We start from the raw sequence: 11,890 nt of genomic DNA, 5'->3' as shown, positions 1-11,890 counted from the left end.
GCGTGATGGCAGATCCAGAAAAAATTATAAAAGTTAGCGTTGTAACACCTGATGGTATTGTCTATTCGCACAATGCTACAATGGTAGCAATGCGCGCAATTGATGGAGATCGTGCAATTATGTATGATCACCTCCCAATTGTTACTCCTTTAGCTATTGGTGAAGTTCGGGTAAAAAGAACGCATGAAATGAATAATCGTGTTGATCATATTGCTGTTAATGGGGGCTACATTGAGTTCTCAAATAATGAAGCAACCATCATCGCTGATAGTGCTGAACGGGCTCGCAATATTGATGTTAAACGTGCACAATCAGCTAAGAAGCGTGCTGAACAACATATGCAAGAAGCTAAAGAGAAGCACAACGAAAGAGAAATGCTAGAAGCTGAAATTGCTTTACGTCGTGCGGTTAATAGATTACATGTACATGAAAATTACGGTAAATAGAAATGAGAAAGACGAACGATGTGTTCGTCTTTTTTTGTGGAGAAAATTATATGATGAAACAAGTTGGAATACATGCTATTGTTAGTTTAATCACTTATTTAGTTACGATTGCTTTTTCTTTTAGAGCTGTAAGAGGGCTGAGGATAGATCAACTTTTTAAAAAAGGACATACCTTTGAAATTCAAGTTTTTTTACTTTTTATTTCCATTGCTTTAGGTTTTTTAGTAGGTCAATTTATTTTAGCTTTAGTAGACCAATCACTTGCTTTAAAGATGCTTTTTTAATGATTTTTATAAGAAATCAATTAGAATCACAGTTCTTTCTACTTGTTCTTAAAGAAAAGCAGTATTTATGTTACAATTTTTAATGATAAAATACTGGAGGCACTAGCGTGGCAAGAGATATAGGAATTGATTTAGGAACTGCAAATGTTCTAATAAATGTGTCTGGCAAAGGAATTGTTTTAAATGAACCTTCCGTAGTTGCTGTTGATACAGATAAGGATAAGGTCGTCGCAGTAGGTACTGAGGCTTATAAGATGGTGGGACGTACACCAGGTAATATTAGAGTAATTAGACCTTTAAAAAATGGTGTAATTGCAGATTTTGATATTACAGAAGAAATGCTTAGTTACTTTATTGAAAAGTTAAATGTAAAGGGCTTTATGTCCAAGCCTAATATTTTGATTTGTGCTCCCACTGGAGTTACTTCGATTGAGCAAAAAGCTATCATTCAAGCTGCTGAAAAATCAGGTGGTGGTCGTGTATATTTAGATTTCGAACCTAAAGTGGCTGCTGTAGGAGCTGGGCTTGATATTTTTAAACCACAAGGAAACATGGTTATTGATATTGGTGGTGGAACAACTGATATCGCTGTGCTTTCAATGGGCGAAATTGTAACTTCTCGCTCTCTTCGTTGGGCAGGAGATAAAATGAATCAAACAATTGCTAGCTACATTAAGAGAAGTAAAAATCTTCTTGTTGGACAACATACAGCTGAACAAATTAAGATTCAGTTAGGAACCGCTTTTGAAGCTGATCCAACTAAGACTATGACAGTTCGTGGTCGTGATATGGTAGATGGTTTACCAAAGCAAGTAACAATAAATGAACTAGAAGTTCAAAAGGCTCTTGAAGATGGTTTGATGTCAATAGTAGCAGCTACAAAAGAAGTTCTAGAGCAAACCCCACCAGAATTATCTGCCGATATTATTGATCGTGGTATTATGTTAACTGGTGGTGGAGCATTACTTAAGAATATTGATAAATTGATTACATATTATCTTCAAGTCCCTGTCTTAAAAGCTGACGACCCATTAGAAGCTGTTGCTAATGGAACAGGTGTATTGCTTAAAAATATTGAAAATCACCAGAGACACTAATTATGAATAAAGAAAAGTTTGATTTTTCATTAGTAAATAAGTATTTAAAAAAAGTAGGAAAGATTTTTCTATATTTACTTGCAACTATGCTCTTAGGAGCGTTTATTGGATGCGGAGTAGCAAGTGGAAATCCTTTTGCAATTTTCTTTCCTACAACATGGGTTCATTTTTGGGAATTTTTAAGTTAAAATGAATAAATTGCTAATTGAGTTAGTAAATATTTATAAGAAATTTATTTCTCCAATTTTGCCTCCAACATGTAGGTATTATCCTACTTGTTCAACTTATATGATTGATGCTTTAAAAAGGCATGGAGCAATATTAGGCTTAACAATGGGTTTAGCACGAATATTACGCTGTAATCCATTTGTTAAGGGAGGAGTAGATCCAGTACCGGATTATTTTACCTTGCGCCGTAATCCACATCCTGAACGATATGAAGATGAAATTATTGCGCAGGCGTTTCATTCGAATAAAAAGTAGGAGAATTTTTATGTCTAGAAAATTGGAAAGTATTGATATTGAAGTTAATGAAAGAAAAGGCACTGCAACGCCAACATGGGAAGTTATCATTCCTGGTAAACGTTCTATTGGTATTATTGAACAAGAAGAAGAGCGCTACCATGTAGTATCTTCCAAAACAAGTCATAGTCTTTATTCAAAGACTTTAGAAAGTGCTATTAATGAATTACTTTCATACTTTACTTTGCATGAAAAATAAACAAAGTAGGGATATACAATGACGAAAGTTGAAAATAAAGCAGATTGGTTTGATCGTATCGCTTGGGGTGTAGTAATTCCAGTCTTTTTATTAGCAGTTATCAGTTTATATGGCATTTGGGTAGCAACTGTAAATGATCCTAAAATGGGAAGTCCTGTAAAGGCTGTTATTACTCAAGGAGTCTGGTATCTGGTATCAATTGCATTAGTAATTTTTGTAATGCAGTTTGATGCAGAACAACTTTTTAAGATTGCGCCTATTGCGTATGGAATTGGTATTGTTTTGCTTATCGCGGTTTTATTCTTGTATAATCGACAAGTCTTTGCAGATACGGGTGCTAAAAGTTGGTTTAAACTTGGACCTTTAACTTTTCAACCGTCTGAAATTATGAAGCCAGCTTTTATTTTGATGCTAGCAAGAGTAGTAGAACGGCATAATGAACAATATGCGCATACTTTTAAAACAGATTGGCTTTTAATTGGAAAAATATTTGCATGGTTAGTTCCAGTAGCAGTACTTTTGAAATTACAAAATGACTTTGGTACGATGCTTGTATTCTTTGCCATTGTTGGGGGAGTAATACTAGTTTCAGGGATTACTTGGAAAATAATTGTACCAGTCTATGGATTAGTATTTATTATTGGTGCGAGTGCAATTCTTTTAGTTACCACACCAGGTGGACAAGCCTTTTTAGGAAGTGCTTTTAATTTTAGAGCTTACCAATTCCAAAGAATAAATTCTTGGCTAAATCCTGCTCAAGATACGTCTTCTGGAGCTTATCAATTATGGCAAAGTATGAAAGCCATTGGCTCAGGTCAAATTTGGGGTCATGGGTTTGGTAAAGTTAGTGTTTATGTACCAGTTAGAACATCAGACATGGTCTTTTCAGTTATTGGTGAGTCATTAGGATTTGTAGGATGTTGTGTCCTAATTTTGATTTACTTCTATTTGATTTTTCAAATGGTAAAAATTACTTTTGAGACTAGGAATGCATTTTATTCTTACATTTCAACTGGTATCATAATGATGATTTTGTTCCATGTTTTTGAAAATATTGGAATGGGAATTGACCTACTACCATTAACAGGTATTCCGCTACCATTTGTTTCTCAAGGTGGTTCAGCTTTACTTGGAAATATGATCGGTATTGGACTAATTCTTTCAATGAAATGGCATCATAAAGACTATATCTTTAGTACTGCTGGAGACTTTTAAAAGCATAAAAAAAACCTTGTCATAATTTTGACGAGGCTTTTTTATACCATTAATTAATTTTCTTGATTTTTCTTAATATCTTCGTTTTGTGCAGCTGGGTGACGAACTACTAAAACGTCACAAGCGGCAGTGCGAGTAACGTATTCAGTAATGCTACCAATTAATAACCTCTCAACTGCATTTAGACCAGTAGCACCAAGAATAATTAAATCAATATTGTGTTCTTCAGGAAATTCATGAGCAATAATATTCTTTGGAGAACCAAATTCAATAGAATAATGAACATCCTTAACACCGGCATCTTTAGCACGATTATAATATTCTTCGATCTTGGTTTTTGCTTCTTCAGATACTTGTTCCACCATTGCTGAGTCAAAGCTAGAGACATCTTGAAAAGCACGTGTATCGACTACGTGAAGAATTTCAAGAGTAGCACCATTTCTTTTAGCGACTTCAACAGCCTTGCTAAATGCAACGTCTGCTTCTTTAGAACCATCAACGGCAACTTGGATACGTTGGTATTGTTTTAACATGTTGATCACCTCTCTATCAATATTTTATCAAAAATTGATTTAAATTGAATAATAAAACTATTCATTTAAATTCATAAATGTGACTGAAAAGATAGAGATGGCCAGTGCGGCAATAATTAAGGTAATAAAGTTAAATACTTTAGGTAAAGTAAATAAAATTATTATGCCTATAATTCCAGTTAAAATTAGCACTAAACTTGTAACGGAAAATAAAGTATTAATTTTTTTATTTCCAATAAAAATAAAAATAATAAATTGACCTTTATTTTTACTTTTAATTAAATACCATGCTGTAATAAATACTAATAAAATAAAGATTAGCATCAAAATTTTTAATACCACTTACTGATCCTCGCTTAATAAAAAAAGCGGCTTACGCCGCTTCCTTGAATTTCAATAAAATCTGAGTTGACTGCAACATAATGACGCTTGTTGAACCCGCAGTGTTCAAAATTTGAATCTATGTCGCAGTGAATATGGATCCTAGAACAAGCTAGTATTCCGATTCAGATGTTATTCATAAATTCCAACGTCTTTAGTTTGATCGGTCAACTTTGTAATTAGGTTGATCAACTCAGATCACTATCTATTCTAACAAAGATATAGTCTATGTCAATAAATTGAATTTACTTTTTTAAACCGTCATGTTGCATCTTTTTTAAGCGTAAATACTGTCTCTTTAGTGCATCTTCAATTTTAGAATTTCCTTTAGGCTTAAAGTAAGAAGCGTCTTTCAAGTTATCTGGTAAGTACTGTTGTGGAACCCAATCATTCTTGAAATCATGCGGATAAATGTAGGAAACTCCATGATTCAATTTTTTTGCACCTTTATAATGAGCGTCTTTTAGATTATTTGGAATCGAATCATTTTGTTTATTTCTTATATCATTAATTGCAGAATCAATTGCAGTAATTGCACTGTTACTCTTGGGTGATAAACAAAGTTCAATTACGGCATTAGATAAAATGATTCTTGCTTCAGGTAGGCCTACCATTTGTGCCGCTTGAACTGCGTTTACTACTCGGCTGCAAGCAGAAGGATTGGCGAGTCCAATATCTTCATATGCAATAACTAATAAACGTCTACAAATTGCTATTAAATCGCCCGATTCGCATAAATTGCCTAAATAGTAGAGTGCAGCATCGGTATCCGATCCACGAATGGATTTTTGAAATGCTGATAATAGATCATAATGACCATCACCATTGGCATCATAATTTTGAGCTTTAAATTGAATAGAATCTTCTATTTCATTTTTATCAATAATGAGTTTATGGTCAGAACTTTTATCTTGTTTTTCTTGATCAGTTGATAAAACGGCTAATTCTAAAGCGTTAAGAGTAGATCTTAAATCACCATTACCTTTGTCAATAAGTAAATTGCGTGCGTCTTTTGTTAATATAACATTATATTTACCTAAGCCATTTTCAGAGTCGTTTAATGCACGATCGATAGCTCGAGAAATATCTGTGCTCTGAAGGCGATGCAGTTCAAAGATCTGACAACGCGATCGAATCGCAGGAGAAATAGAAATGTATGGATTTTCGGTAGTTGCTCCGATTAAAATAATATTGCCAGACTCTAATAGAGGAAGAAGAAAGTCCTGCTTGGTTTTATCTAAACGGTGAATTTCATCTAAAAGTAAGATGACAGTACCGCTCATTTTTCCTTCTTCGGCTACAATTTGTAGGTCTTTTTTTGTATCTGTTGCAGCATTAAGTTTTCTAAAAGCATATTTTGTTGAGCCAGCAATAGCGCTGGCAATACTTGTTTTGCCGATGCCGGGAGGGCCGTAGAGAATCATTGAAGACAATAATTTTGCTTCAACCATTCGTCTAATTATCTTTTTATTTCCAACTAGATGTTCCTGTCCAACTATTTCATCTAAATTTTTTGGACGCATACGATAAGCAAGAGGTTGCATGATTAATCCTTTTTCCTAAATAATCTATCCCAAAAACTCGGCTTTTTTCGCTCGGTAAGTCGTTCATTAGGAACTTCAGGGGCATAGACTTGATTGATTTCAACTCGATAATGGTTGATAGCTGTTTTTGAAACCACTAGGATTCCAGTAGCATTTGGTTCATCTTTAGCATTATCATCATTTATCAAGGTAAATTTTATATCTTTTTGAGAGCAGAGCCCCATTAGTTTACTGATGAAGTCGTTTTGAGGCATTTTTCCATTTATTAAAATAGTGTAGCCTTTATAGTCATCAATATGTTTCAAGAATAAAGTATCTAATTTTTGATTATTTGTTTCTTCTACAGTCATTCGAATTAAAACACGTTCGCGAAGAGAACCTAAATATCGTCTACGTTCATCGGGACATGTTTGAGGAGTAATGCCTTGAGCAGCATGTTCAAGACGTGTGTTTAAGTCTTCAGTCATAATTCTAATTTTCCTTTATTTTTGAATATTTATATTCATAGTGTAACAAAGCAGAAAAGAAGAAAACAAAAAAGTCTTTCCAAAATAGGAAAGACTTTTGTAGTGAAGCGATAATATTAAAGCTTCTTGTTGTACCATTCAACGATAAGAGCTTCATCAACTTCTGGTTCCATTTCGTCACGTTCTGGGAGACGAACTAAAGTACCAGTCATCTTGCTGTCGTCAAATGAAACAAATGGTGGACGTGATACAACTGCATCTAAAGCGTCCTTAACTTGTTGCAAGTTCTTTGACTTTTCTCTTAAGCTGATCTCTTGACCAACTTTAACTTCGTATGAAGGAATGTCAACACGCTTGCCATCTACTAAGATGTGACCGTGGTTAACAAGTTGTCTAGCTTGTTCTCTAGTTGAAGCTAAACCTAAACGGTAAACGATGTTGTCTAAACGTCTTTCAAGTAAAGCCATAAAGTTAACACCGTGCTTACCTTCACGAATCTTGCCGGCACGGATGAATAAGTTTTGGAATTGACGTTCATTTAAACCAAACATCCAACGTAACTTTTGCTTTTCCTTCAATTGTTGACCATATTCAGAAACCTTAGCACGGTTGTTAGGACCATGATCACCAGGTGCGTAGTTACGACGGCTAATTTCCTTACCAGTACCTGAAAGTGAGATACCTAAGCGTCTTGAACGTTTCCAACTTGGACCAGTATATCTTGACATAAAAAATCCTCCATAAAAAATAATAATTTTTTGGAGTAAAATATGAGAAATAAGTTCAACATTCGTGCATCCCGAGTTGTATGTTTCGCCCAGTGCAGCGCGGGTTACTCGTTCACTAAACGCCTCAAGATGTTGACGTTCTTGTCACTTATTGCTGCAAATATTTTACACGAAGACTATTATAGTAAGAAATATACTTTAAAGCAAGTAAAAATAAGGATTTTCTGGCTAGCATTAAGGGGAAGTCTGGTATAATTAAAATAAAATATGGAGGGTATTATGTCATCAGGGTTATCTATTCTTATTATTGTATTATTAATTGCTATAATTGTTGCTATTGCTACGGTTGTAATCCTTAATAAATATTTTAATCACCAGATTGCAGAACTGGATGCATTAACTGATGAACTGAAGAACCTTAGTGTCGAAGAAGATATAAAACGCCTGAAAAAAATGGAATTAGCTGGTAAAAGTTTAGAAACTTTTAAAAGATGGCAGAAAGTATATCAGAAAGTTGATACTAAGGATGTTGGCGAGTTAAAGCATATACTTGAGCAAGCTGCTGGACTCAATGCAAAATTCAATTTGATAAAGACACATCAATTGATTAAAGAAGCAACAGAATTATTGCAAACCAATCAAGATAATGTTGAACACAGTAAGCAAATATTTACTAATTTGTTAGAAGCAAATCGTGATAATCAAAAACATTACGCTGCTTTATCTAAAGATTATCAACAATTACGTAAGCAGATTTTGTCTCAATCCTTTAATTATGGAAATGCAATTGATCAAATTGAAGAAGATTTGGCGACCTTAGAAAGTGACTTTCAAACAGTAAAAAATCTCTCTGGTGAAGGGGATCATGAGGAAGCTAAGAAAGTATTAATTAAAATTGATACTAAACTTAGTTCATTAAAAGCAGATTTACCAAAAGTAGAAAAATTTGATCAAGAATTAAAGAATGTATTTCCAGATCAATTAAATGAATTGAGCAATACTTATCGTCAAATGATAAAGGATAAGTATAAAATTGAGGAAATTGATGTCTTAGAAGAAATTAAGAACTTACGTGAGCTAGTTGATAATACGAAAAAAGATTTAAATAAATTAGAGCTAACAACAGTTGAAAAGAATAACAAAGAAATTAGTACACGTATTGATAGTTTGTATGATATTTTAACTAAAGAATTTAAAGCTCGACCATTTGTTGATAATAATCAAGATAAGATTGTTCAAATTCTTTCTCACGTAGCTAATGCATCCAATCAACTTGTGGCTAAGTTAGAACATGTTGATCAGAGTTATGAATTGACTCATGGTGAATTAGCTGAAGCTCGACAACTTAAAAGTCAAGTTAATCGAATGAATACGGATTTTGATGTTGATTGTCAAAAAATTGCAGACGGCAATGGGGTTTATTCTCAGATTGAAAATAAATGGCTGACAATGTTGAATAACTTGAAAGAAATTGAAAAAACTGAAAAGAGATTATCAGGCGATGTAGATGGATTGTTTGATGCAGAGAAGATTGCTAATGATTCTATTATTCACTTCAAACAAGAAATTTCTTTAATTTATCGAAAAGTTGAAAGACGTCAATTGCCGGGCAAATCTGAAAGCTTTATTCAGATGTACACTTTGGTCTTAAATGAAGTTAAGCATACAGACAATGAATTAAATCAAGTTCGAATAAATATGGAAAAGATTTCTAGTGAATTAATCCAGATCCAAGAAGATATTAAGCGTCTGAAGAAAGAAGCTGATGAAATTCTAAACTCAGCTGATTTAGTTGAGCTGACTATGCAGTATTCGAATAAATATATTTCAAATCCTGGGATTAAGCGTGCTCGTAAAGAGGCATATGACTTATATCAAAATAAATATGAATATAAGGAAGCTTTAGACATTATTGCTACAGCTTTAGAAAAAGTAGAGCCAGGAAGCTATCAAAGAATTGAAAAAGAATACTATAGTGAACAAGAAGACGAAGAAGAGTAAATCATTGAAGCTATAGAGTTTTTAAGTTAATATTTTATATGATTATCGAACGACCATCTTGATGGTCGTTTTTTAGGGGAGAAAGAAAAATTGATCTATTTTGATAATAGTGCTACAACGGCTGTCTATCCTGCAGCTTTAGAAACATATGATAAGGTAACAAAAAATATCTGGGGAAATCCTTCAAGTTTGCACAAAATGGGAGATCGTTCCCATCAACTTTTGGAAGCATCAAGAAAGCAAATTGCTACTTTGTTAAATGTAAAGCCTTATGAAATATTTTTTACTTCAAGTGGGAGTGAATCAGATAATTGGGCAATTAAGGGAACTGCTTTAGCAAAAAAAGAATTTGGAAACCATATTATTACCTCAAGTGTGGAACATGCAGCCGTTTCTAACTCGGTGCGTGCACTTGAAAATCTGGGGTTTAGAGTAACTGTATTACCTGTAAATAAAAATGGGCAAGTTAGTCCAGATGATTTAAAGGCTGCTCTTGATAAAGATACTATTTTGGTTTCTATCATGGGTGTTAATAATGAAATTGGTGCAATTCAGCCAATTAGAGAAATTAGTGACATATTAGAAGATTATCCAAACGTTACTTTTCACGTTGATAATGTTCAAGCACTGGGAAAAAATATTTGGGACGAAGTTTTTACCAATCGAGTAGATTTAATGAGCTTGTCAGCTCATAAGTTTCATGCTCCTCGTGGTGTAGGGATTCTTTATAAAAAAGAAGGCAAGATGATTAAGCCATTAATTGATGGTGGAGGACAAGAGAAAGGTTTACGCTCTAGTACTGAAAACTTACCAGCAATAGCTGCAACCGCCAAGGCAATGCGTTTATACTTGTCTGATGAAGAAAAGAATGCAAAGCAAGAACTAGCACTAAAAGAAAAGATTACCTCTTACCTAGATGGAAAACCGGGAATTCATGTTTTTTCACCAATATCTGAGAAGTTTATTCCTAGTATTTTATGTTTTTCCTTAGAAGGAATTCGCGGAGAAACATTGGTTCATACGCTTGAATCGAATGGTATTTATGTATCTACTACTAGTGCATGCTCTTCAAGAAGTGGTGTTGAAAGTGGAACTTTAAATGCAATGAAAGTAGAGGATGATTTAGCTACTGGAGCAATTAGATTAAGTTTCGATCCAAGTAATACAATCGAAGAAGCCGAGCAATTTATTGCAGTCTTTGATAAAATATATAAGCACTTCGCTGAAATTAATCATTTGAAATAAGGTGAAACTATGCAATATACAGAAGTAATGGTTCGTTATGGCGAACTATCCACTAAAGGAAAAAATCGTAAAGATTTTATTGGAAGATTGGCTGGTAATGTAACTCGAGCATTGCAAGATTTTCCAGAAATTGAAATTCATCCGAAACATGATCGAATGCATATTGTTTTAAACGGTGCTCCTTTTGACAAGATTGATCAACGTTTGAAACTTGTATTTGGTATTCAAACATATTCGCCAACTGTAAAAGTTGAAAAAAGTCTCGATGCTATTAAAAAGGCATCTTTAGAATTAATGCAAGCAACTTTTAAAGATGGTATGACTTTTAAAGTTAATACTAGACGTAGCGATCATGATTTTGAATACGATACGAATCAATTAAATGCTATGGTTGGTGACTATCTATTTGATAATATGGATAACTTAAAGGTTAAAATGAAGAAACCTGACTTGGTTTTGAGAATTGAAGTTCGCCAAGATGCTATTTATATTTCGAATCAACTCCTTCATGGTGCAGGTGGAATGCCAGTTGGTACAGCAGGTCGAGCAGTTATGATGCTATCAGGTGGAATTGATTCTCCAGTAGCTTCTTATTTAGCAATGAAGCGTGGAGTTGAAATTGATATGGTTCACTTCTTTAGTCCACCATATACTACTGAAAAGGCACTCGCTAAAGCAAAAGAACTTACTGGAATTTTAGCTAATTATTCTGGAAAGATTAACTTTATTGCAGTACCTTTTACTGAAATTCAAGAACAAATTAAGGAGAAATTACCAGAAGGCTATTTGATGACTATTCAACGTCGTTTTATGCTTCAATTGGCGGATCGTATTCGCGCAATGCGTGGCGGTCTAGCTATCTTTAATGGCGAATCGGTTGGACAAGTGGCTTCTCAGACATTAGAATCTATGGTTGCAATCAATGATGTAACTTCAACACCGGTTCTTCGTCCTGTAGCTACAATGGATAAAACAGAAATTATCAAATTGGCTGAACAAATTGGTACATTTGACCTTTCAATTGAACCATTTGAAGATTGTTGTACAATTTTTGCTCCACCACGTCCTAAGACTAAGCCAAAGCTAGATGAAGCACGTAAATTAGAAAATAGACTTGATGCTGAAGGAATGATTCAGCGTGCTATTGATGGAATGGAAATTACTCCAATTTATCCAAATCAAAAATTCTTAGATGACAAGGCTGAAGAAGACGCAGAATTATTATAAA

At 34.0% G+C, this 11,890-nt stretch carries 15 protein-coding genes; 10 read left to right on the top strand and 5 right to left on the bottom strand.

Features of this window, described 5'->3' with window-relative positions; all coding sequences use genetic code 11:
- Positions 1 to 5 precede the first annotated feature (5 nt).
- The 7 genes from FD18_RS08310 to FD18_RS08280 all read left to right on the top strand — a co-directional run bounded on the left by FD18_RS08310 (position 6) and on the right by FD18_RS08280 (position 3,763).
- On the top strand, positions 6 to 446 hold the full coding sequence (locus tag FD18_RS08310; protein ID WP_057719451.1) for a F0F1 ATP synthase subunit epsilon: 441 nt from the start codon (positions 6 to 8) through the stop codon (positions 444 to 446).
- A 50-nt stretch (positions 447 to 496) separates the two neighbouring features.
- Positions 497 to 730: a DUF1146 family protein gene (locus FD18_RS08305; RefSeq protein ID WP_083486778.1), complete on the top strand. Its 234-nt coding sequence runs from the start codon at positions 497 to 499 to the stop codon at positions 728 to 730.
- 107 nt (positions 731 to 837) lie between these two features.
- Positions 838 to 1,827: a rod shape-determining protein gene (gene mreB / locus FD18_RS08300; RefSeq protein WP_057719450.1), complete on the top strand. Its 990-nt coding sequence runs from the start codon at positions 838 to 840 to the stop codon at positions 1,825 to 1,827.
- A 2-nt stretch (positions 1,828 to 1,829) separates the two neighbouring features.
- Positions 1,830 to 2,015: a DNA-directed RNA polymerase subunit beta gene (locus tag FD18_RS08295; protein ID WP_057719449.1), complete on the top strand. Its 186-nt coding sequence runs from the start codon at positions 1,830 to 1,832 to the stop codon at positions 2,013 to 2,015.
- A gap of 1 nt (position 2,016) precedes the next feature.
- Complete coding sequence (yidD, locus tag FD18_RS08290; RefSeq protein WP_057719448.1) at positions 2,017 to 2,310, top strand: membrane protein insertion efficiency factor YidD; 294 nt, start codon at positions 2,017 to 2,019, stop codon at positions 2,308 to 2,310.
- 10 nt (positions 2,311 to 2,320) lie between these two features.
- Positions 2,321 to 2,548, top strand: a complete 228-nt coding sequence (locus tag FD18_RS08285; protein WP_057719447.1) for a DUF2969 domain-containing protein — start codon at positions 2,321 to 2,323, stop codon at positions 2,546 to 2,548.
- Positions 2,549 to 2,566: 18 nt separating this feature from the next.
- Positions 2,567 to 3,763, top strand: coding sequence for an FtsW/RodA/SpoVE family cell cycle protein (locus FD18_RS08280; protein ID WP_057719446.1), 1,197 nt, complete (start codon positions 2,567 to 2,569; stop codon positions 3,761 to 3,763).
- Between the two features lie 53 nt (positions 3,764 to 3,816).
- On the opposite strand, the gene FD18_RS08275 is transcribed toward FD18_RS08280, so the two are convergent.
- The 5 genes from FD18_RS08275 to rpsD form a co-directional block, all read right to left on the bottom strand.
- The gene (locus tag FD18_RS08275) at positions 3,817 to 4,296 is read right to left on the bottom strand and encodes a universal stress protein (protein ID WP_057719445.1); all 480 of its coding nucleotides are present in this window, start codon (positions 4,294 to 4,296) and stop codon (positions 3,817 to 3,819) included.
- A 57-nt stretch (positions 4,297 to 4,353) separates the two neighbouring features.
- The gene (locus FD18_RS08270) at positions 4,354 to 4,638 is read right to left on the bottom strand and encodes a hypothetical protein (protein ID WP_057719444.1); all 285 of its coding nucleotides are present in this window, start codon (positions 4,636 to 4,638) and stop codon (positions 4,354 to 4,356) included.
- A gap of 284 nt (positions 4,639 to 4,922) precedes the next feature.
- Positions 4,923 to 6,221 (bottom strand): replication-associated recombination protein A, encoded by a 1,299-nt coding sequence (locus FD18_RS08265; protein ID WP_057719443.1) that lies wholly within the window; start codon positions 6,219 to 6,221, stop codon positions 4,923 to 4,925.
- A 2-nt stretch (positions 6,222 to 6,223) separates the two neighbouring features.
- Positions 6,224 to 6,688, bottom strand: coding sequence for a YueI family protein (locus FD18_RS08260; RefSeq protein ID WP_057719442.1), 465 nt, complete (start codon positions 6,686 to 6,688; stop codon positions 6,224 to 6,226).
- A 116-nt stretch (positions 6,689 to 6,804) separates the two neighbouring features.
- Positions 6,805 to 7,416 (bottom strand): 30S ribosomal protein S4, encoded by a 612-nt coding sequence (gene rpsD / locus FD18_RS08255; RefSeq protein WP_057719441.1) that lies wholly within the window; start codon positions 7,414 to 7,416, stop codon positions 6,805 to 6,807.
- 279 nt (positions 7,417 to 7,695) lie between these two features.
- Here rpsD and ezrA point away from each other — a divergent pair, with 279 nt between their 5' ends.
- The 3 genes from ezrA to thiI all read left to right on the top strand — a co-directional run bounded on the left by ezrA (position 7,696) and on the right by thiI (position 11,889).
- Positions 7,696 to 9,417 carry a septation ring formation regulator EzrA gene (gene ezrA / locus FD18_RS08250; RefSeq protein ID WP_057719440.1) on the top strand — a complete coding sequence of 574 codons (1,722 nt, stop codon included), beginning with the start codon at positions 7,696 to 7,698 and terminating at the stop codon, positions 9,415 to 9,417.
- 90 nt (positions 9,418 to 9,507) lie between these two features.
- A complete protein-coding gene (locus FD18_RS08245) occupies positions 9,508 to 10,662 on the top strand; it encodes a cysteine desulfurase family protein (RefSeq protein ID WP_057719439.1) in 1,155 nt (384 codons plus the stop codon).
- Positions 10,663 to 10,671: 9 nt separating this feature from the next.
- Positions 10,672 to 11,889, top strand: coding sequence for a tRNA uracil 4-sulfurtransferase ThiI (gene thiI, locus FD18_RS08240; protein WP_057719438.1), 1,218 nt, complete (start codon positions 10,672 to 10,674; stop codon positions 11,887 to 11,889).
- The last annotated feature ends 1 nt before the right edge of the window (position 11,890 follow it).

The sequence above is a fragment of the Lactobacillus taiwanensis DSM 21401 genome (assembly GCF_001436695.1).
Classification (GTDB): Bacteria; Bacillota; Bacilli; order Lactobacillales; family Lactobacillaceae; genus Lactobacillus; species Lactobacillus taiwanensis.
This window is presented reverse-complemented; position numbering and strand designations above follow the sequence as displayed.

Bases quoted from the DNA above. Each gene is read 5' to 3' on its own strand.
- FD18_RS08310 (WP_057719451.1), top strand. From the start codon at position 6: ATGGCAGATCCAGAAAAAATTATAAAAGTTAGCGTTGTAACACCTGAT.
- FD18_RS08305 (WP_083486778.1), top strand. From the start codon at position 497: ATGATGAAACAAGTTGGAATACATGCTATTGTTAGTTTAATCACTTAT.
- FD18_RS08295 (WP_057719449.1), top strand. From the start codon at position 1,830: ATGAATAAAGAAAAGTTTGATTTTTCATTAGTAAATAAGTATTTAAAA.
- yidD (WP_057719448.1), top strand. From the start codon at position 2,017: ATGAATAAATTGCTAATTGAGTTAGTAAATATTTATAAGAAATTTATT.
- FD18_RS08285 (WP_057719447.1), top strand. From the start codon at position 2,321: ATGTCTAGAAAATTGGAAAGTATTGATATTGAAGTTAATGAAAGAAAA.
- FD18_RS08280 (WP_057719446.1), top strand. From the start codon at position 2,567: ATGACGAAAGTTGAAAATAAAGCAGATTGGTTTGATCGTATCGCTTGG.
- FD18_RS08275 (WP_057719445.1), bottom strand. From the start codon at position 4,296: ATGTTAAAACAATACCAACGTATCCAAGTTGCCGTTGATGGTTCTAAA.
- FD18_RS08265 (WP_057719443.1), bottom strand. From the start codon at position 6,221: ATGCAACCTCTTGCTTATCGTATGCGTCCAAAAAATTTAGATGAAATA.
- FD18_RS08260 (WP_057719442.1), bottom strand. From the start codon at position 6,688: ATGACTGAAGACTTAAACACACGTCTTGAACATGCTGCTCAAGGCATT.
- rpsD (WP_057719441.1), bottom strand. From the start codon at position 7,416: ATGTCAAGATATACTGGTCCAAGTTGGAAACGTTCAAGACGCTTAGGT.
- ezrA (WP_057719440.1), top strand. From the start codon at position 7,696: ATGTCATCAGGGTTATCTATTCTTATTATTGTATTATTAATTGCTATA.
- thiI (WP_057719438.1), top strand. From the start codon at position 10,672: ATGCAATATACAGAAGTAATGGTTCGTTATGGCGAACTATCCACTAAA.